This is a genomic window from Streptomyces sp. NBC_01476, from assembly GCF_036227265.1.
Taxonomy (GTDB): domain Bacteria; phylum Actinomycetota; class Actinomycetes; order Streptomycetales; family Streptomycetaceae; genus Actinacidiphila.
In genome coordinates this window covers 4,623,647-4,643,059 of record NZ_CP109446.1, presented here as the reverse complement: position 1 = coordinate 4,643,059, position 19,413 = coordinate 4,623,647, and the positions used below count along the sequence as shown (strand labels likewise).

Genomic DNA, 19,413 nt, shown 5'->3' with positions numbered 1-19,413 from the left:
TTGCGGTCATTACGGGGAAGGCGTCGGATGAGGGCTGCCGGGCGGGCGGGACAGGCGGGACAGGCAGGACAAGCGGGACGGGCACTACGGGAGACCGTCTCCGGTTTTCCCCGCCAGTTCTGGTGGCTGTGGACCAGCACCCTCGTCAACCGCCTCGGCGGCTTCGTCGTGACCTTCCTCGCCCTCTATCTGACCGTGCAGCGCGGCTACTCCCCCTCGTACGCGGGCCTGGTCGCCGCCCTGTACGGCCTCGGCGGCGCGGGCGGCGCCGTGCTCGGCGGGGTGCTGGCGGACCGGGCCGGCCGCCGCCGCACCCTGCTCGCCGCCCAGGTCGGCACCGCTCTCGGCACCGCCGTCCTCGGCCTGGTCACCGACCCGCTGGGGATCGCCGCCGTCGCCACGCTGCTCGGGCTGACCGCCAATGCCTCCCGGCCCGCGCTCCAGGCGATGATCGCCGACCTGGTGCCCGCCAAGGACCGCGTCCGCGCCTTCTCCCTCAACTACTGGGCGATCAACATCGGCTTCGGCGTCTCCGCGGCGGCGGCCGGCTTCATCGCCGCCGAGGGCTATCTCTGGCTCTTCCTCGGCGACGCCTTCACCACTCTGCTCTGCGCGCTGGTCGTCTTCGCCAAGGTCAAGGAGACGCTGGCGGCCCCGGCGCCGCGGGACGACGCGCAGGAGAAGACCCCGGCCGCCATCACCTTGCTGGATGTGGTCCGCGACCGCCGTTTCATGGGGGTCGTCGCCCTCACCTTCCTGCTCGGCAGCGTCGCGCAGCAGGGCAACTCCACCCTCGCCATCGACATGGGCGCGCACGGGCTGTCGGCCCGGCAGTTCGGGCTGGTCGCCGCGCTCAACGGCCTGGTCATCGTGGTGCTGCAGATCCCGCTGACCCGCGCTCTGAGCCACCACGCCGGCAGCGTCCGGCTCGCGGCGGGCTCGTGCCTGCTGGCCTGGGGCTTCGGCCTGACCGCCTTCGCCGGCAGCGTGGGCTTCTACGCCTTCACGGTCGTCGTCTGGACGCTCGGCGAGATCGTGCACGCGCCCGCTTCGATGTCGGTGGTCGCCGACCTCGCCCCGGCCACCGCCCGCGGCCGCTACCAGGGGATGTACACCCTCTCCTGGTCGGCCGCCGCCTTCGCCGGACCGCTGGCCGGCGGCTTCACGCTGGACCGGCTGGGCGGCGACGCGGTCTGGATCGGCTGCGCGGCGGTCGGTACGGCGGCGGGCGCCGGCTACTACCTGCTGCTCCGCCCACGCACCGCGCCCGCCGGCCTCGCCACGCCCCTGGAGGACCGGGTCACCCTGCCGTCCTGAGACGCCGGCCCGAGACGCCGACCTGAGACGTCGGCCCGAGGCGCCGACCCGATACGCCGACCTAAGCCGACCCAAGGCGCCGTCCTGAGACCCCTACGGCTCCTCACCCGTCAGATGCGTGAACGCCGCCAGATTCCGGGTGGACTCACCCCGCGCCACCCGCCACGCATACTCCTTGCGGATCGACGTGGCGAACCCCAGCTCCAGCAGCGTGTTGAAGGAGCCGTCCGCGTTCTCCACCACCGCGCCGAGCAGCCGGTCAACCTCCTCGACGCTCACCGCGGCGAGCGGCAGCTTCCCGGTGAGATAGACGTCACCGAGCCGGTCCACCGCGTAACTCACCCCGTACAGGCGGATGTTGCGCTCCAGCAGCCAGCGGTAGAAGGCTTCCTTGTTCTCGTCGGGGTGGCGGACGACGAAGGCGCTCACCGACAGGGTGTGCCGGCCGACCACCAACTGGCAGGTGGTGGAGAGCTTGCGGGTGCCGGGGAGTTGGGTGACATAAGTGCCAGGACTCGGCGCCTCCCACGTCAACTCGGCCTCCCGGAGCGCCTGTTCGACCAGCTCTCCGGCCGCGGTCCCGGGGTCGGTGTCAGCGTGCGCGGTCACGGTCTCCTCCTGCTCAGCCATGGGCGTCAGCCGTGCCTGTCGGCCGGCGGGCCGTCCGCCCCCGGGTCCCGGCCGCGGGCGTCAGGCGTGGGCCGATCGTAGGTGACGGCGGTGGTCGTACTGCGCTTCCGCGTAGACCTCGGCGGTGTCCGCCGCCGCGGTGTCCCAGCCGAAGCAGCGCGCGTGCAGGGCCGCCGCCTCGCCGAGGGTGTCGCCGAGGTGCGGCTGGTCCACGAAGCGCCGCAGCGCGGTCGCGTAGTCGCGCGGTTCGTGCCCGGGGACGAGGAAGCCGGTCCGCCCGTCGCACACCGCGACCGGCAGCCCGCCGACGGCGGCCGCGATCACCGGGGTGCCGCACGCCTGCGCCTCGATCGCCACCAGCCCGAAGGACTCGCTGTGCGACGGCATCACCAGGACGGTCGCCGCCCGGTACCAGTCGGCGAGCCGCTCCTGGTCCACCGGCGGCTGGAACCGTACGACGTCGGCGACGCCGAGCCGCGCGGCCAGCTTGTGCAGCGCCTCCGGCTTGGCCAGGCCGCTGCCGCTCGGGCCGCCGACCACCGGGACCACGATCCGGTCGCGCAGCGCCGGGTCCTCGTCCAGCAGTACGGCGACCGCGCGGATCAGCACGTCGGGGGCCTTGAGCGGCTGTATCCGGCCGGCGAAGAGCGGTATCAGCGCGTCCTGCGGCAGGCCCAGCCGGGCGCGGGCGGCGGCGCGGCCGGGGTCGGGCCGGAAACGTTCGAGATTGACACCCGGGTGGACCACCGCGACCTTGCCGGGGTCGGCGCAGTAGTGGCGTACCAGCTCGCCGGCCTCCTCCTCGGTGTTGGCGATCAGCCGGTCCGCGGCGGCGACCACCTGGGTCTCGCCGATCACCCGGGCGACCGGCTCGGGGCAGTCGTCCATGGCGAGGGCGGCGTTCTTCACCTTGGCCATGGTGTGCATCGCGTGCACCAGCGGCACCCCCCAGCGCTGCGCGGCCAGCCAGCCGACGTGCCCGGAGAGCCAGTAGTGCGAGTGCACCAAGTCGTAGTGCCCGGGGCGGTGGCCGGCCCACGCCTGCATCACGCCGTGGGTGAAGGCGCACAGCTGGGCGGGCAGGTCCTCCTTGTTGAGGCCCTCGTACGGCCCGGCGTCGACATGGCGGACGGACACCCCGGGCATCAGCTCCACCTTGCAGGGCATGCCTCCGGTGGTGGCCCGGGTGAAGATCTCCACTTCGATGTCACGCTCGGCGAGCCGCTTGGCCAGCTCCACGATGTACACGTTCATACCGCCGGCGTCACCGGTGCCCGGCTGATGCAGCGGCGACGTGTGCACGCTGAGCATCGCCACCCGGCGCACCCGCCGTCCCCCGCCCCACCGCTTGTGGGAACCGCCCGCGCGCAGCGCGTTGAGCCGGGACGTGTACGTCGTCACCATGCGTTCCTTCCGGCAGCCGTACGAACCTCGTCAACCCTGGTCAACATCGGAATCCTGTATTCCATTTCCCATCCGCCGAACCGATACGTGGTGTGTCCATTTACGCGGTCGCCGGCCGCGGTCGCCGTCCGCTGTTTCCTGCCGGTGTCCGCCCGGCTACGGGCTTCCGCCGCCTCGGTACGGGCCGGGCGCCCGCCGCTTCGGTACGGGTGCCCGGCCCGGCCGCGCTTACCCTCGTCGCATGAGCGGCGGACGCGCGGTCGGCGTGGTGACCAGGGGGACCACCAACCCGAACCGGCTGCGCCGGATGGACCGCTGGATCGCCGCCACCCACGCCTGGCAGCTGCGCGGCGCCGCCGACCCGCTCGCCGTCGACCTCGGCTACGGGGCCGCGCCCTGGACCGCCGTCGAACTGCTCGGCCGGCTGCGCCGGGTCCGCCCGGCGGCGGAGGTGATCGGCATCGAGATCGACCCGGCCAGGGTCGCGGCTGCCCAGCCGTACGCCCGCGACGGCCTCACCTTCCGGCACGGCGGCTTCGAGGTCCCGCTGCCGGCCGGCCGCCGCCCGGTGCTGATCAGGGCGGCGAACGTGCTGCGGCAGTACGGGGAGGGCGAGGTCGCGGCGGTCTGGGAGCGGCTGTGCGCGCGGCTCGCGCCCGGCGGGCTGCTGGTCGAGGGCACCTGTGACGAGATCGGGCGGCGGCACGTCTGGGTGGCGCTCGGCCCCGAAGGCCCCCGTACGGTCACCTTCGCCACCCGGCTGGCCTCCCTGTCCCGCCCCTCCGACCTGGCCGAACGGCTGCCCAAGGCGCTGATCCACCGCAATGTGCCGGGGGAGCCGGTGCACGCGTTCCTGGTCGCCTTCGACCGGGCGTGGGCAGCCGCGGCGCCGCTCTCCGCGCTGGGGGCACGGCAGCGGTGGGTGCGGGCGGTGCGGGAGCTGCGGGAGGGGGGCTGGCCGGTGGTGGACGGGCCGGGGCGGTGGCGGCAGGGGGAGGTGACGGTGGCGTGGGGGGCGGTGGCGCCGCGGGGGTGAGGGGGCGGGCGGGGCGGTGGCCGGGCGGTGAGGTGCGGGCGGCGAGGTGCGGCCGGGCGGCCTCGGGGGTTCACGGAATCCGGCCTTCCGAAGCCGTCCCATACCGGACCCCGAGGGGTATTCGGGGCCTTTGCCGACCCTCGGGACGTCCGGGGCAAGGTTGCGGCCTCCGCGCGTGATGTTTGTCATGTGCGGATCCGCACATGGCCGCTGAAATCCCGCTCTGGCCATGGCATATGACGCTGGCGACCGGCTTGCGGGCCTCCCGTAACGGCCACCGTTACCACTAGGGTCGCCTGACTGAGCCCCCGGCCGGCAGGTCCGTACCAAGACGGTACGTGAGCAGCCCCAGGGCGCACGGAAAGCAAAGGAGTCGCTTGATGTCCGCTGCCGAGCGTGACACCGAACGGCCCTCAGCCACCGTTTCCGGGGCCGAGGGCCCCACCGGCCTGTCCACGGACAGCGGCCTGCCCCGTACCGAGGACGGGACCTGGACCGAGGACCGGGTCCGTACCGAGGACCGGGTCCGTACCGAGGACCGGGCGCGCACCGAGGACTGGCCCCCTACCGAAGACCAGGCCCGTACCGCCGTGGTCCTCCCCCGCCAGCGGCAGGACTCGGCCGGCGCCACCGCCCTGACCCTGCTGGTGATCGGCGACGACCCGACAGACGCCTTCACCGCCCCCTGGTTCCAGGACGGCAACGGCCCGCGCATCCGCATCCTGCGGGCCCGCAACCTCACCGCCGCCGGCCGCCTGCTCACCGACGACGTGCACTGCATCCTGCTCGACCTGCCCGACGTCGTGGAGAACCTGCGGCAGGTGCTGCGGCTCGCCCCCGGCACCGCTGTCCTCGTCCTCACCGATGGCGCGGACGAGGGCCAGGCCGCCGAAGTGGTACGCGTGGGGGCGCAGGACCACCTCTCCCGCGACCAGATCGACCCGGCCACCGTCACCCGGGCCGTCCGCTACGCCGTCGAACGCAAACGCGCCGACCTCGCGCAGCGCCAGCTCACCGAGACCCGGCTGCTCGCCCAGGAGAACTCCCGGCTGGAACGCGGCCTGCTCCCGACCCCGCTGCTGGAAGGCGCGGTCGGCCTGCGGTTCGCCGCCCGCTACCGCCCCGGCCGCAGCCGGGCGCTGCTCGGCGGTGACTTCTACGACACCGTCCGCACCCCGGACGGCACCGTCCACGCCATGATCGGCGACGTCTGCGGCCACGGCCCGGACGCCGCCGCCCTCGGCGTCGAACTCCGCATCGCCTGGCGCGCGCTGACCTTCGCCGGCATCGGCGGCGAGGATCTGCTGCGCACCCTGCAGGAGGTCCTGGAGCACGAGCGGGACGACGAGGAAACCTTCGCGACCCTGTGCGTGCTGGACATCGCACCGGACGGCGGCACCGCCCAGCTCTACCTGGCCGGGCACCCCGCGCCGCTGCTCACCTGCCCCGGCGGGGTGCCGGAACTGCTCCCCTACGAGGAGGGCGGGCCGGCGCTCGGCCTGCTGCCGGACGCGTCCTGGACCCCGGTCCCGGTCCCGCTGGACGGCGACTGGAGCCTGATGCTCTACACCGACGGCCTGATCGAGGGCCGGATCGGCGAGGGCACCCAGCGGCTGGGCCAGGACGGCATGGTGCGGATCGTGGCGCGGCTCTTCGCGGAGGGGCTCTCCGGAGAGGAGCTGCTGGACGCGGCGATGGCGGAGGTGCGGGAGCTGAACGGCGGCGAGCTGACGGACGACGTGGCGGTCGTACTGCTGGAGCGGGAGAGCTGAACCTTTTGGGTTCCGCCCGGGTCCAAGCCAGGTCCGGGCCAGGTTCCGCCGAGGCCCAGGTCAAGTCCCGGCCAGGTTCCGCGCGGGTCCAGCCCAGGCTCCGCGCGGGTCCAGGCCAGGCTGAACTCAGGCTGAACCCAGCTCCCGCTCAGCCCGCGCGGCTCAACGGCGGCCGTTGTACGGGCCGTAGGGCCCGTCGCTGCTGCTGCCACCGCCGCTGCGGGGGCCGCCACGGCGGATGCCGCGGAAGCCGCGGCGCGGACCGGCGCCGGTGATCTCGCGGATGGCCGGCCGGACGTCGACCATGTACACGATGACGGCGACCAGGCCGATCAGCGGGAGTATCGAGATGATCGACAGGAACTTCATCACCACGGCGGCGATGCCGAGCACCACCAGCCAGAACGTCTTCGTCCGCTTGCCCGTCGCGCGGTAGGCGTCCTCGCGGCGGATCGCCGCATCCACGAACGCGAACACCGCGAAGAGGAAGAGCGCCCAGGAGACCCAGGAGAGAGCCGTCTGGAACCCTGTGATCAGCATGCGTCCACCGCCTTCGTCGTAGCGCCCGGTCGCGCCCCTGCCGTTTACTCACCGTACCGGTCCTACCCACGGAACGGGCCGGGCGCACCGTGCGTGCCCGACCCGTACGGGTGATGCCGCCGGGTTCCCATCAGGGTCCCTGTCCGGGTCCCTGTCCGGGTCCCGTCAGGTTCCCGTCTGCGTCCGGTCCCGTGTGCGTTCCGTGAGCGTGCTGCTACTCGGACGCCTTCTCACCCTGCTTCTTCGCGGGGGCCTTCCGCGCGGCCGGCTTCTTGACCGGGGCGGACGGGGTGGCCTTGGCGGCGGGCTTGTCCGAGGCGCTCGGCTCGACGGCGGCGGCGATCTCCACCACCTCGTCGGCGGCCTCACCGCGCCAGGTGGCGACGGCGCCCTTGCCGCGTACGGCCAGCTCGTCGTAGGTCTCGCGGGCCTTGACCGCGTACTCGGCGGCACGGCCCACGCCCTGCAGCGCGAGGTCCTGCACCGACTCGCCGATCTTCTTGAAGTCGCGCAGTTCCTTCAGGTCGAGGTCGGCGAAGGTGCCGGTGACCTTGGCCTGGGTCTCCCTGGCCTGGATGGTGACGCGCTCCTGCACGACCTTGGGGTCGGTGGCCCGCAGCTTCTCGATGTGGTCCGGCGCCTGCTCCCGGATCCGCCCGATCAGCGCCGGCACCTCGCGCAGCTTCTCCGCGGCGAGATCCGCCGTGCCCGCGACCGCGTACAGCGGGGTCGGGTTGCGGAGGCTCTTCACGATGTCATCGGTGATCGTCATGTCTGGTCTTCCTCCCGTACGGGGACACCTGCCGCAGCGCGGCCGTCCGTCCCCGTCACTTGGTCGTTGTCATCCCCGTGTGGTCCACCGGCCGGCCCGCCGTTCTCCCCCACGTGGCCGGTCACCGCCGCGTTCTCCTTGCGGAAGGACTCGTAGATCTGGATGAGCACCTGCTTCTGCCGCTCATTGATCGACGGGTCCATCAGGATCGCCGCCGGCACCTCCAGCGCGTCCCGCTCCCGTGCGTCCAGGATCCCGGCCTGCACGTAGAGCGTCTCCGCGGATATCCGCAGCGCCTTGGCGAGCTGCTGCAGGATCTCGGCACTGGGCTTGCGCAGCCCGCGCTCGATCTGGCTCAGATACGGATTCGACACCCCGGCCGCGTCCGCGAGCTGCCGCAGACTCAGCTGCGCACCGCGCCGCTGCTCCCGCAGGAACTCCCCGAGCCCTCCCACCTTCAGCGCACCCATGCCCCCCACCTTCCCCCCTCCCGCTAACTTTTGCAAGCACCCTGCTTGCAACCGCACGCACGGGAAGCGAGGGCTTCATGGAGCCTGAGCGCGGCGGCGCGGGATATGCGTGGCGGCTGTCGGGTCCGGCTCGCGGGCCCGTGGCGGCACGGCCTTTCGGGCCGGCGACCGCGCGCTCAGGTGGGCGAAGGGCTCAGGTGGGTGGGGGGCGGGGGCGGGGTCAGGTGGTGGGGGGGCCGAACCAGGTGGGGAGGTGGGGGAGGAGATCCCGCTGGTCCTCGCCGGCCCAGGCCACGTGGCCGTCCGGGCGCAGCAGTACCGCGGGGACGTCGAGTTCCTCGCTGACGTCGATGACGTGGTCGACCCGGTCCGCCCAGCCGGGGATCGAGAGCCGCCCGGTCTGGTCGAGCAGCAGGCCGCGGCCGGCGTGCATCAGCTCGTAGAGGCGGCCCCGCTTGAGGCGCAGGTCCCGCAGCCGCCGGCCGAGCAGGTCGTGCCCCCGGCCGAAGTCGTAGCGGACCTCGACCGCGGTGATCATCCCGGTCACGTACCGGTTCACCTCCTCGAAGTCCATCAGTTTCGAGAACAGCTCCCGCAGCGCGGTCGCACCCGGATCGGTTCCCAGCAGGGTGATCTGCGCGCGGGTGTTGTCCAGTACACGGGCGCCCACCGGGTGCCGTTCGGCGTGGTAGCTGTCCAGCAGCCCGTCCGGTGCCCAGCCGTTGACCGCGGCGGCCAGCTTCCAGCCGAGGTTGAACGCGTCCTGCACGCCGAGGTTGAGCCCCTGTCCGCCGGTCGGCGGGTGGATGTGCGCCGCGTCGCCGGCCAGCAGCACCCGGCCGACCCGGTAGTGCTCGGCCTGCCGGGTGGCGTCGCCGAACCGGGACAGCCAGCGCGGCGAGTGCGCGCCGAAGTCGGTGCCGGCGACTTCGCGTAGCCGCTGCTTGAACTCCTCAAGGGTCGGTGCGGCGGTACGGTCCTCGGCGGCGTCGGCGGACGTGGCGGGCGTGGCGGGCGTGGCGAGATCGGCGGCGGGCGCGATGACTTCCGCGGCGGGCACGATGATCCGGAACACCCCGTCCCCGTTGGGGATCACGCCGAACCGCAGTTGCGTCGTGCGGACTTCCGCGACGACGGCGGCAACCGTCGCCGGATCCTCGGTCACCTCCATGTCGCCCAGCAGCGTCTCGACCTTGGCGGGCTCGCCGGGGAAACCGACGCCGAGCCCCTTGCGCACCACGCTGCGGGCACCGTCGCACCCGACGAGATAACGCGAGCGCAGCCGCGTACCGTCCGACAGTTCGACGGTCACCGCGTCCTCGTCCTGGCTCAGCCCGGTCACCTCGCAGCCGCGCCGGATCTCGGCGCCGAGTTCGAGGGCGCGGTCGTTGAGCAGCCGCTCGGTGACCGGCTGCAGCGTGGACAGGCCGTACGGGTGTGCGGTGTCCAGCCGTTCCGGCCATGGCTTGACGATGCCGCCGAAGAGACCGCCGGTCTGGAACTTCTCGCTGACCGCGAGGAACCGGTCCAGCAGGCCGCGCTGGTCCATGATCTCGACGCTGCGCGCGTGCAGGCCGCGTCCGCGGGACTGCTCGGTCGGCTCGGTCAGCTTCTCCAGCACGACGACCTGCACGCCGTGCAGCCGCAGCTCCCCGGCCAGCATCAGGCCGGTCGGTCCGCCGCCGACCACGATCACGTCCATCATGAAATCCCCCATTGTGCGACGAGATTGAATTCCGGCCGGGGGCCGGGGGCCGGGGGCCGGGGTGCGCGGGCGCGCGGACTGCGCGGGTGGGTCCGCCGCTCGGCAGGCGTCCGGTCCACGGCCCTCCGGGCGGTGGACGTGGGAGTCCCGGTGGGCGGTTCTCCGTTCCCGTGCGACCCGTACGCACACGAATGCGCGCCTACTTCGTAAGTCTTCCATTTCCGCAGGTCCCGGCCTCGGCCGCCCATTCTGCGGCACGACCCGGGCCTTGCCGCAAGGCCCCCAGTGCGCTATACGTTGAGCATGGCGGGGAGCGAATTGCCTCCCTTTTCCGTGGTCGTGCTTTGGGGGCGCGGCCCCCGCGAGCGGAACTCAGCGGACACCGGCGTGCGGCGGGAGTGCCCCCGGTTTCCGCCTTGTTGGGGGTGGGAACACTTCGCCGCCGGCCTTCGCACATTTCCGCGCGAGGCGAACAGCCGTGCTGACCTGCCTTCGGCGAAGAAGAGCCGCGGCCACCAACCACCGCCCACCGCCCCCCGCGGCGGGGAACGAGGGGTCATGAGGCAGCCACACCTGTCCAGCGTCGTGGAGCGGCGGCTCCTGGTGAACTACCGGGTCGCCCCGGAGGCCGCGGCCCGGCTGCTCCCCGAGCCGCTGCGTCCACAGCTGGTGCGGGGATACGCCGTCGCGGGCATCTGCCTGCTGCGCCTGGGAAGGGTCCGGCCCGCCTGGGCACCGGGGGCGTTGGGGCTGCGGAGCGAGAACGCGGCGCACCGGATCGCGGTCGCATGGGACGGACCTGACGGCGTGGAGACCGGCGTTTACATCCCGCGCCGCGACACCGCCTCCCGGATCAACGCCTGGGCCGGCGGCCGCGTCTTCCCCGGCGAACACGGCCGCGCCGACTTCGAGGTGCGCGAGACGCCCGGCAGGATGCGGGTCGCGCTCGCGACGCGGGACGGCCACACCCACGTGGACGTCACCGTGGAACCCGCCGACGAACTGCGGGGCAGCGCACTCTTCACCGGGCTGGCCGAGGCCTCCCGCTTCTTCCAGCGCGGGACGAAGGGTTTCTCGGCCACCCGGTCCGGCCACCACCTGGACGGCATGGAACTCCGCACCGACGCCTGGCACGTGGACGCCGGCCGGGTCCACGCCGCCGCCTCGTCCTTCTTCGACGACCCGAACCGATTCCCTCCGGGCACCGCGACACTGGACTGCGCGCTGATCATGCGAAACGTCCCCGCCAACTGGCACCCCCTCCCCACGATGCCCGCGAGCTGACCAACGAGTCCCCCTCCGGGGGCGCGAGGACCCGCGACCATCCCTCCCACCGACCCACCGGCCCCGCACGTCCTGCCCCCTCCACTCGCTCCCGATCACCGGCGGAACCGTCAAGTCCCCGTGTGACGGGCACCCGAGACGGGGGGCAGCGCGTAGGGAGCGGGACGTGGGGGCCTGGCGTGCGAACGTGTCCGGGCCTCGGATCGCCGTCAGACCCGACCGGGGATTTCGCCGCTGCCGCCCGTGGCGAGAAACGCCGCCACCCGGGCGGCCACGGCCGCGGTGTCGGCCGGCCGCGTCGTGTCGACGGTCAGGAGCGGGCCGCCGAGCCGGAGCGGGCCGGGGTAGGTGGCACGGATGGTGGCCACGCGGTCTGCGACCTGCTGAGGGGTGAGGTGGGGGTCGAGGTGACCACGGTGACGGGTACGGGACCGGAAGCGCTCGGCGGCGACAGCGGGGTCGCAGGCGCAGTGGACCTCGACCAGGAGGCCGGCGGGGCCGGCCAGGCCGTGCAGCCGCGCGGGGGCGGTGTCGTGGTGCCACCAGTTGTCGAGCACGGCGCGGCCCGCGTCGGCCGCGAGGGCGTACAGGATGTCGTCGCTCGCGCCGCTCAGCCCGCGCCGCCAGTCCTGGTCCCCGACACCCAGGGAATCGTAGAGCGACTCCAGGATCACGTCCTTGTCGATCACCGGCAGCGCGAGCTGCCCGGCCAGGCCCCGGGCGAGAGTGCTCTTCCCGCCGGCCGGGAGGCCGGACACCACCACGAACGCGCGGGCGGTCCGCTTTCCGGTCGCGCCGTCGATTCCGCTGGTCACACCGGGAGGCTACGGCACCGTGCCGAAATCCCGTGGGGCCGCCGGCACGGGGGTTCACAGGGTGGGCGCATGGGGCACGGGAAAGCCTCGTACGTGTGCCTGCCGTGCCGGGCCTCGTACAAGCAGCCGTATCGCGGGGATCACCGGCGAGTCTGTCCGCGCTGCGCGGAGCCGCTCATCCATGCGGGGTCGGCCTTCGCCCCGCCGCGGCGGCGGGACCTCGCGGCCTGGCGGACGCTGGCCCTGGTGCTGAACGCCGGCGTCCGCTTTCACAAGAGCTGCTGCGGCGGTCCCGCTACCGCCCCCGCACCCTGCGCGACGTACGTACCGCACAGGCGAACTCCCGGCGCACCGGCGAGCCCCTCGTCCGCTGGGACCCGTACCGTGAAAGCGGTCGGTGATCCGGCGGGCCGCGGCCGGCCGGGCCCCTCGTCCCCCGTCGTAGGGTCGAACGACCGACGTGGTTGACCTTGACCTTGGGGAAAGGGCCAGCATCGGTGGGGCCGGGCCGGAAGGGCCCGGTACGAGGGAGCGGGAGAGCAGGGGAGGCGGAGTACATGGAGCTGCTGAGCATCGGAGCCTTCGCGAGGGCCTCCCGGCTGTCGCCCAAAGCGCTGCGGCTGTACGACGAGCTGGGGCTGCTGACACCCGCGCGGGTCGACCCGGTGAACGGCTACCGGTTCTACGCGCGGGGGCAGTTGGAGCAGGCCCGGCTCGTCGCGTGGCTGCGGCGGCTCGGGATGCCGTTGGCCCGGATCCAGCAGGTGTGCGCGCTGGACGCCCGGGACGCCGCGCGGGAGGTCCGGGCGTACTGGGCCCGCGTCGAGGCCGACACCGCCGCGCGCCGCGACCTGGCCGCCTTCCTCGTCGAGCACCTGTCACGGAAGGACGACCCCACCATGTCATCGACCACCGCACCCCTGGCCATCCGCTACGCCGCCCTGTCCGACCGGGGCCTGGTCCGGGAGACCAACCAGGACACCGCCTACGCCGGCTCCCGCCTGCTCGCCGTCGCCGACGGCTTCGGGACGGGCGGGGCCGGCGCCGCCGCCGGGGCGGTGGGCGCCCTGCGGGAGCTGGAGACCGACGGCATCCCGGCCGGCGCCCTGCTGAACGCCCTGGAGGACGCGGTCGAGCTGGCCGGCCGCGCGGTCCAGGGCGTCGCCGCCGCCGGCCCCGACCCGCAGAAGGTCGGCACCACGCTCACCGCGATGCTGTGGACCGGTTCCCAGCTGGCCCTGGTCCACATCGGCGACTCCCGCGCGTATCTGCTGCGCGGCGGTGAGCTCTTCCGGATCACCCACGACCACACTCTCGTCCAGTCGCTCGTCGACGAGGGCCGGCTCACACCGGAGGAAGCCACCTCGCATCCGCAACGCTCCCTGCTGGTCAAGGCGTTGAGCGGCGATCCGGACCCGGCCGGCCGGGCCGCCGACATCCGGTTGCAGGACGCCGAGGCCGGTGACCGCTACCTGCTCTGCTCCGACGGGCTGTCCACGGTGGTGCCGGAGGACGACCTGGGCCGGGTGGTCCGTACGGCCGCCGACCCGGACGGGGCGGTACGCGAACTCGTCGCGCTGGCCAACCGGTCCGGCGGCCCGGACAACGTCAGTTGTGTGGTGGCGGACGTGGTGGCGGAGGTGGTCGCCGCGTGAGCGGCGGCTAGCCGAGGGCGTCGAGCCGGGCCAGTTGCTCCGGGGTGAGCCGGATCGCGCCGGCCGCGATGTTCGCCGCCAGGTGGTCGGGGTTGCCGGTGCCGGGGATGGCCAGGACGTGCGGGCCGCGGTGCAGGGTCCAGGCGAGGCGGATCTGTGCGGGAGTGGCGCCGTGGGCGTCGGCCACGTCGTACAGCGCCGCGTCCTTCGGGTCGGAGCCGGCCGCGCCGTCGCCCGCGCCCGCGCCCCTGTCCCGGCCGGTGCCCGCGCCCCTTTCCCGGCCCGCCCCCGCGATGGCGAAGAACGGCACGAAAGCGATGCCCTTCTCACCGCAGTCGGCGAGGAGTTCGTCGTCACCGCGGTGGCCCAGGCCGTACTGGTTCTGCACGCACACCACCGGCGCGATGGCCAGCGCCTCGGCGAGCTGGTGGGGGCGGACGTTGGAGACGCCCAGGTGCCGGATCAGTCCGGCCTGCCGCAACTCGGACAGTACGCCGAAACGTTCGGCGAGCGAGTCGGGGCCGTTCACGCGCAGGTTCACCACGTCGAGCTGGTCGCGGCCCAACTGCCGCAGGTTCTCCTCCACTTGGCCGCGCAACTGGTCAGGCCGGGCAGCCGGCGTCCACTCCCCCGACTCGTTCTTCCCCGGCCCGACCTTGGTCGTGATGACCAGGCCATCCGGATACGGGCCGCCCAGCGCGCTGTTGATCAGCTCGTTCGCCGACCGCAGTGACGAGATGTAGAAGCTCGCGGTGTCGATGTGGTCGACCCCGAGCTCCACCGCCCGCCGCAGTACGCCGATCACACGCGCCCGGTCACTCGGCCCGCCACCGGGGTCGGCGGTCAGCCGCATCGCCCCGAAACCCATCCGGTTGACGGTCAGATCCCCCAGCCGCCACGTCCCGGCGGCCGCTGCTCCGTTGCTCTCTGCGCTCATTCCGCCGAGTCTCGCACGCACGGCCGGGAATTCGTCGCGGCAGATTGTCGAGAAGGGGGCGGCGCCGGCCGACGTAAAGGGTGAGGCGGCCACCGGGGCCGCCCGTGGGACGAGCGCGGAGGCGATGAAGATGCGGAAGATCGTTTACCTGGTGCACACGTCGGTGGACGGCTTCATCGAAGGGCCGGAGGGAGAATTCGACTGGCCGCTGATGGGGCCGGAACTCTCCTCTTACGTACAGGAGTTCGATGAGCGGACGGATCTGTTCCTGTACGGGCGGAAGCGGACCGCGCTCGAACTGAGCGACGCGCGAACGGTGGACGGCAAGGTCGTGGTGATGCGGTACGCGCTGCGGTAGCCGAACAACCGCGTGCGGTCCGCACCGCCCGGCGGCACCGGGCACGCCCTTGACACCCGGAGGGGAGCCGCAGAGTCTGAGCAGTGCGCGCGCCGCGACCGTCGGAGGACCGTTCAGGCCCCTGTCAGGGCCGTCAACTCCGCTGCGCGAACGCGGTGTTGAGTGCCGAACGCCGAGATGAGGGCGTTGGGCGGAGGTCCCGGGGCCGACAGCGAGGTCGGACCGGATCGCGCCGAGGAGGAGCCGTCATGCGCGGGCCAGACGCGTACCCCACCGTGTCCGGTGTCGCCGCCGCGGCCCGCCTCCTCAGCGCCCGCCACCCCGACCTGTGCCGGATACGGCTGGTCGGCGAGTCCCGCGCCGGGCGACCGCTGTGGCTGCTCTCGGTGGGCCACGGCCACCGGCACGTGCTGGTGGTGGCCGGGGCGAACCCGGATCAGCAGGCAGGCGGAGCGACCGTACGGTGGCTCGCCGAACAGGCCGTCCACGACCGGCGGCGGCTCGCCGACGCCGACCTGACCTGGGACTTCCTGCTCTGCCTCGACCCGGACGGCACCGTGCTCAACGAGACCGGCCCGGCCGGCGAGCGCCCGGCCGCCGTCCACTTCCGGCACACCTACCGGCCCGCCGTCACGGACTGCCCAGAACAGGCCGCCCACCTCCCGGAGAACCGCGCCCTGTCGGCGGTGATCGACGCCCTGCACCCGGAGTTGCGCTGCACCCTGCACGGCACCGACGTGGGCGGCAGCCTCGTGCGGCTGTCCGCCGATCTGCCGGGCCTCTCGGAGCCGTTCGGGAAGTACGCCGCCGAACTCGACGTCCCCGTGCGGATCGGGACGTGCGAGGCGCCGTTCTGGGCGAGCCCGGGCCCGGGTGTGTACGTTCTTCCGCCCGGCGCCGCACAGCGCGGCCCGGACGCCGGGCCGGCCGATCCCGCCGGCGCCACCTGGGACAGCCCGCACCCCCACGACGGCCTGACCGCGCTGGTCGAGGTGCCCATGTGGGCGACCCGGCGGATCGCCGACCCCGCGCCGCACCCCGACCCCGGCCAGGCGGTCACCGCGCTCGCGGCCCGGCTGCGCAAGGACGGCGCGGCGAGCCTCGCCGCGCTGGAACGGACGGTGGCGCTGCTCGGCGACCTGGCCGACGACCCGATGCTGCGCGGCGCCGAACAGGCCGCGGGAGCCTTCGAAGGGCTCGCCGCCCGCTACGAAGCGCTGGCCGACCACGCGCCCGCCCCGCTCACCATGGCCCAGGTCGCCGCCTTCGACATCGCCGGCCGCCGCATACCGCTGCACGCCTCGGGCATGCTGCTCCGCCTCCTCGACCAGCACCGCGTCCCCGTCGACGGCGACCCCAACTCCGAACCCGCGCGGCTCCGTTCCCGCCTCGAACGCCGCCTGGACGCCGGCGCCCGCGACCTGGTCACCACGATGGACGCCCGCTGGGTCCCGGTCGGCACCCAGGCGGAACTCCAGGCCCGTACGGTCCTGGCAACGGTCGAACGCCTCGGCTGAGAGCGGTCGGTGGGGACGGATGCGGCGAACACGGCTGTTCGGCACGGCTGTTGGGGTGGGTGGTCGGAACGCGGCCGGTCGAGCACGGTCGGTGGTGCGTACACGGCTGTTCGGCACGGCTGTTCGGGCGGGCGGTCGGAACGCGGCCGGTCAAGCACGGTCGGCGGTGCGAACACGACCGGTCCGCAAAGCCGTTCGGGCGGGCACTCCGAACGCGTCACGCCTGGCGGTCAGTTGAGGTCGCGTGTCCGGTTGCGGTTCGGGCCGCAGGCCGGGCACGCCGGGCGGCGGGGGTGGCGCTGGAGCACCGGGTCGCCGAGCGCCATCAGGTTGATGCCGTAACGGAAGCCGGGCTCCATCGGCGGGACGCCGCTGAGCAGGGCGAGGGCGGCGTGTGCGACCAGGGTGCCGGACAGAGCCGCGGTGACCGCGCTCGCCGGGTTCCAGGGCATCCGCGGGGAGGCGGCCTCCTCGTCCTGGCCGGGGGCGAGGCGCAGGTCGCGGCGCTCGGCCTCGCCCGCCCGCAGGCACTCCCAGCAGGGGCCGTCGCCGGGTACGTGCACGCCGGCGGTGATCAGCGGTCCGCGGTAACCGCCCTCCACCCAGGGGAGCTTGAGGTCGAGGCAGACCCGGTTGGCCCAGCGGCGGATCTCCGGCGGCCGGTCGGCGCCGAGCACCAGCAGGTCGTACGGCACGCCCTCGCCGTAGCCGAGCAGCCGCGCGAGGTCCGCCGGGCCGCGGATCTCCCGTGGTTCACCGGTGACCGTCACATCGGAGTTGAGCGACCGCAGTGCGGCCACCGCGGCCTCGGCCTTCAGGCTGCCGATGTCCGTCTCGCGGTAGAGCATCTGCCGGTTGAGGTTGGAGAGTTCCACCACGTCCGGGTCCACCACATGCAGGCGCCCCACCCCCGAGGCCACCAGCAGTTGCGCGGCGGCCCCGCCCGTACCGCCGACCCCCAGGACCACCACCCGGGCCCGGCGTAATCGCAGTTGCGCCTGCCACGGGCTCGCCCGCGGGCTGAGGTCCATCCAGCGCAGCAGCGCCACCCCGCGGGCGTGCCGGACCGGGTCGCGGTCGCCGAGCCCGGGCGGCAGCGGCGCCGCCGCGTCCTCCACGAAGCCGGCCGCCCGCAGTTCACCGATCGCCGACCGTACAGTGCCGGGCTCCACCACCGGGTGCCGCCCGGTCACCTCGGCGGCGATCTGCGCCACGGTTCTGGTGCCGTCCATCGCCTCGGTGAGAGCCCAGATCCAGCCGTCCGGATCGGCGATCTCCGCGCCGATGCCGTAAATCACGCTGCCGATCCGGACGTTGCCGTCCACCGTGCGGTACGGGCGGTGCTCGGGCTTGATCCGCGGTCTGCGCAACGGCGCCACCGCCTCCGCGCCGCCCGGGTCCAAGCCCGTCCCCGTACCCCCGCACGCACTGGCGCCCGGCTCTTCGTCGTCCCCACCGTGCAGTGCGCCCACGTCAACCTCCCCCGCCAACGTTTCCCCCTTGACACTGTCGCTGGCCCGCCGCAGCCTTGGCAAGGCGTGGGGCGACTGCGGGTAATCCGTCAACTACCCTGCGCCGCAGCCGACTTGTACAGAGAGGAGCTCTCGTGGCAGCCATCATCGTCATCCGCCCACTGGACAAGAAGGAGACCACCGGCGACAGCAACTCCAACGGCACGTGACATCGGCGATGGCCGACGCGTATCCGAGCGTCGCGGGGGTCGCCGCAGCGGCCTCCGCGTTCGCCCGTTTCCACCCGCGGCAGTGCACCCTGCGGGAGATCGGCAGATCCCGTGAGGGCAGGCCCCTGCACCTGCTCAGCTATGGGCGCGGCCGGCGCAATGTGCTGGTGGTGGCCGGGCCGCACTCCGACGAGCGCGTCGGCTCGGCGACCGCGCTGCGGCTCGCCGAACGGGTGGCCGCCGACCCCTGGCTGCACGCCCGCGCCGACGCCACCTGGCACTTCCTGCTCTGCCTCGACCCGGACGGCACTGTCCGCAGCGAGGAGGGTCCCGCGGTGCGGCGTACGCCGGCGGCGCACTTCCGGCACTCCTACCGGCCGCCCGCCGACGAACAGCCCGAGTGGGCGCCGTCGGTCCGTGACCCGGCCGACCAACTCCCCGAGTCCCGGGTGCTGATCGAGCTGATCGACGAGCTACGGCCCTTCCTGCAGTGCTCGCTGCACGGCAACGACCTCGGCGGTTCCTGGATCCAGCTCACCCGTGACCTGCCGGGCCTGGCCGAACCCCTGGGCAAGCTCTCCGCCGAACGTGATGTGCCGGTCCAGACCGGTACGTACGACGCGCTGTACTGGACCGTCTCCGGGCCCGGCGTCTATGTGATGCCGGAACCGGGGCGGCCGGCGCAGTTCGACAGCCTCCCGGAGGACGTCAACCGCTCGACCTGGATCCAGCCGCACGCGTACGGCGGGATGACCGCGCTCTTCGAGGTGCCGATGTGGGCGAGCGGCAAGGTCGCCGACACCGACCCGCACCCGGACCCGGCCCGCGCCCTGCACCACCTCGCCACGCTGCTGCGCCACCAGTCCGCCCAGGTCACGATGCTGCTGGACCAGGTACGGCCGCTGCTGCCGCCCCCCGGCACCGACGGGCCGCGCTCCGGCCGGCCGCCGGCGGACTGGGCCCGGCCGGCCAGTGGGGTGCCGGGTGAGCGTGCCACGCTGCTGCGGATCGCCGAGGACCTCACCGGGATCTGCCCGCAGATCGCCGACGACTGGGACCGGCTGCACCCCTCGCCCGTGCCGCTCACCCGGGCCCACCTGACCGCCCTCGACATCGCGGCCCGCCGGATATCGCTCCGTGCGACCGGCACGCTGCTCCGGCTCCTCGGCAGTCTCCCCGACGCGGTCCTGCTTCCCGGCGAACGTCTCCCGGCCACCGCCCGCACCCGGGTCCGCCTGCAGTGCGAACGCCAGCTCACCCGCTGGTCCGACGACCTGGCGGCGGGCCACGCCCTTGCGTGGGTGCCGGTCCCTGACCAGGTGGACCTCCAGTCGGAGACGGTCCTGGCCACGTTCCGCCTGCTCAACGAGGAGTAGGGGGCGCTGGTGGGGGCGGGTGGGCACGCCGGGACGTGCCCGCCCTGAACCGGGAGCGGGACCGCGCGCCGGGGGTGCCCGCCCCGAACCGGCGGGCGGGCCTGTCCCGGCGGGCGCAGGCCGGCCGGGGGTCCTGCGGCCCAC

17 protein-coding genes and 1 pseudogene are annotated in these 19,413 nt (G+C 73.5%); 9 read left to right on the top strand and 9 right to left on the bottom strand.

Annotated features, from left to right (window positions below):
• Positions 1-27 precede the first annotated feature (27 nt).
• Positions 28-1,317 (top strand): MDR family MFS transporter, encoded by a 1,290-nt coding sequence (locus OG552_RS20270; protein ID WP_329134927.1) that lies wholly within the window; start codon positions 28-30, stop codon positions 1,315-1,317.
• A gap of 93 nt (positions 1,318-1,410) precedes the next feature.
• On the opposite strand, the gene OG552_RS20265 is transcribed toward OG552_RS20270, so the two are convergent.
• On the bottom strand, positions 1,411-1,947 hold the full coding sequence (locus OG552_RS20265) for a YbjN domain-containing protein (protein WP_443070982.1): 537 nt from the start codon (positions 1,945-1,947) through the stop codon (positions 1,411-1,413).
• Positions 1,948-2,007: 60 nt separating this feature from the next.
• Positions 2,008-3,348 (bottom strand): D-inositol-3-phosphate glycosyltransferase, encoded by a 1,341-nt coding sequence (gene mshA, locus OG552_RS20260; RefSeq protein WP_329140961.1) that lies wholly within the window; start codon positions 3,346-3,348, stop codon positions 2,008-2,010.
• 244 nt (positions 3,349-3,592) lie between these two features.
• Between mshA and OG552_RS20255 the strand changes: the two genes are divergently transcribed.
• Positions 3,593-4,387, top strand: a complete 795-nt coding sequence (locus OG552_RS20255; RefSeq protein WP_329134923.1) for a class I SAM-dependent methyltransferase — start codon at positions 3,593-3,595, stop codon at positions 4,385-4,387.
• A gap of 380 nt (positions 4,388-4,767) precedes the next feature.
• The gene (locus OG552_RS20250) at positions 4,768-6,159 is read left to right on the top strand and encodes a PP2C family protein-serine/threonine phosphatase (protein ID WP_329134921.1); all 1,392 of its coding nucleotides are present in this window, start codon (positions 4,768-4,770) and stop codon (positions 6,157-6,159) included.
• Between the two features lie 162 nt (positions 6,160-6,321).
• Here the strand turns inward: OG552_RS20250 and OG552_RS20245 are convergent, their stop codons facing one another.
• The 4 genes from OG552_RS20245 to rox all read right to left on the bottom strand — a co-directional run bounded on the left by OG552_RS20245 (position 6,322) and on the right by rox (position 9,646).
• Positions 6,322-6,699: a DUF2516 family protein gene (locus OG552_RS20245; protein ID WP_329134919.1), complete on the bottom strand. Its 378-nt coding sequence runs from the start codon at positions 6,697-6,699 to the stop codon at positions 6,322-6,324.
• 214 nt (positions 6,700-6,913) lie between these two features.
• Entirely contained in the window at positions 6,914-7,471 is a 558-nt protein-coding gene (locus OG552_RS20240) for a hypothetical protein (RefSeq protein ID WP_329134916.1), read from the bottom strand.
• Entirely contained in the window at positions 7,468-7,941 is a 474-nt protein-coding gene (locus OG552_RS20235; protein WP_329134914.1) for a helix-turn-helix domain-containing protein, read from the bottom strand. The genes OG552_RS20240 and OG552_RS20235 overlap by 4 nt, the downstream gene beginning before the upstream one ends.
• A 220-nt stretch (positions 7,942-8,161) precedes the next feature.
• A complete protein-coding gene (gene rox / locus OG552_RS20230; RefSeq protein WP_329134912.1) occupies positions 8,162-9,646 on the bottom strand; it encodes a rifampin monooxygenase in 1,485 nt (494 codons plus the stop codon).
• A 558-nt stretch (positions 9,647-10,204) separates the two neighbouring features.
• On the opposite strand from rox, the gene OG552_RS20225 reads away from it, so the two are divergent.
• A complete protein-coding gene (locus tag OG552_RS20225) occupies positions 10,205-10,930 on the top strand; it encodes a DUF2071 domain-containing protein (RefSeq protein WP_329134910.1) in 726 nt (241 codons plus the stop codon).
• 209 nt (positions 10,931-11,139) lie between these two features.
• Here OG552_RS20225 and OG552_RS20220 read toward each other — a convergent pair whose 3' ends face one another.
• Positions 11,140-11,745, bottom strand: coding sequence for an AAA family ATPase (locus tag OG552_RS20220; RefSeq protein ID WP_329134908.1), 606 nt, complete (start codon positions 11,743-11,745; stop codon positions 11,140-11,142).
• Between the two features lie 69 nt (positions 11,746-11,814).
• Between OG552_RS20220 and OG552_RS20215 the strand changes: the two are divergent.
• Both OG552_RS20215 and OG552_RS20210 read left to right on the top strand, forming a co-directional pair.
• Positions 11,815-12,146, top strand: a pseudogene (locus OG552_RS20215) (deoxyxylulose-5-phosphate synthase).
• Positions 12,147-12,302: 156 nt separating this feature from the next.
• Positions 12,303-13,400 (top strand): MerR family transcriptional regulator, encoded by a 1,098-nt coding sequence (locus OG552_RS20210; protein WP_329134906.1) that lies wholly within the window; start codon positions 12,303-12,305, stop codon positions 13,398-13,400.
• A 7-nt stretch (positions 13,401-13,407) separates the two neighbouring features.
• On the opposite strand, the gene OG552_RS20205 is transcribed toward OG552_RS20210, so the two are convergent.
• Positions 13,408-14,337 (bottom strand): aldo/keto reductase, encoded by a 930-nt coding sequence (locus OG552_RS20205; RefSeq protein WP_329134904.1) that lies wholly within the window; start codon positions 14,335-14,337, stop codon positions 13,408-13,410.
• Positions 14,338-14,467: 130 nt separating this feature from the next.
• Here OG552_RS20205 and OG552_RS20200 point away from each other — a divergent pair, with 130 nt between their 5' ends.
• Together OG552_RS20200 and OG552_RS20195 are read left to right on the top strand one after the other, a co-directional pair.
• On the top strand, positions 14,468-14,695 hold the full coding sequence (locus OG552_RS20200; RefSeq protein WP_329134902.1) for a hypothetical protein: 228 nt from the start codon (positions 14,468-14,470) through the stop codon (positions 14,693-14,695).
• A gap of 248 nt (positions 14,696-14,943) precedes the next feature.
• Positions 14,944-16,212, top strand: a complete 1,269-nt coding sequence (locus OG552_RS20195; protein ID WP_329134900.1) for a M14 family zinc carboxypeptidase — start codon at positions 14,944-14,946, stop codon at positions 16,210-16,212.
• A gap of 230 nt (positions 16,213-16,442) precedes the next feature.
• Here OG552_RS20195 and OG552_RS20190 read toward each other — a convergent pair whose 3' ends face one another.
• Positions 16,443-17,567 carry a ThiF family adenylyltransferase gene (locus OG552_RS20190; protein WP_329140959.1) on the bottom strand — a complete coding sequence of 375 codons (1,125 nt, stop codon included), beginning with the start codon at positions 17,565-17,567 and terminating at the stop codon, positions 16,443-16,445.
• A 334-nt stretch (positions 17,568-17,901) separates the two neighbouring features.
• Between OG552_RS20190 and OG552_RS20185 the strand changes: the two genes are divergently transcribed.
• Positions 17,902-19,269, top strand: a complete 1,368-nt coding sequence (locus OG552_RS20185) for a M14 family zinc carboxypeptidase (RefSeq protein WP_329134898.1) — start codon at positions 17,902-17,904, stop codon at positions 19,267-19,269.
• Positions 19,270-19,413 lie beyond the last annotated feature (144 nt).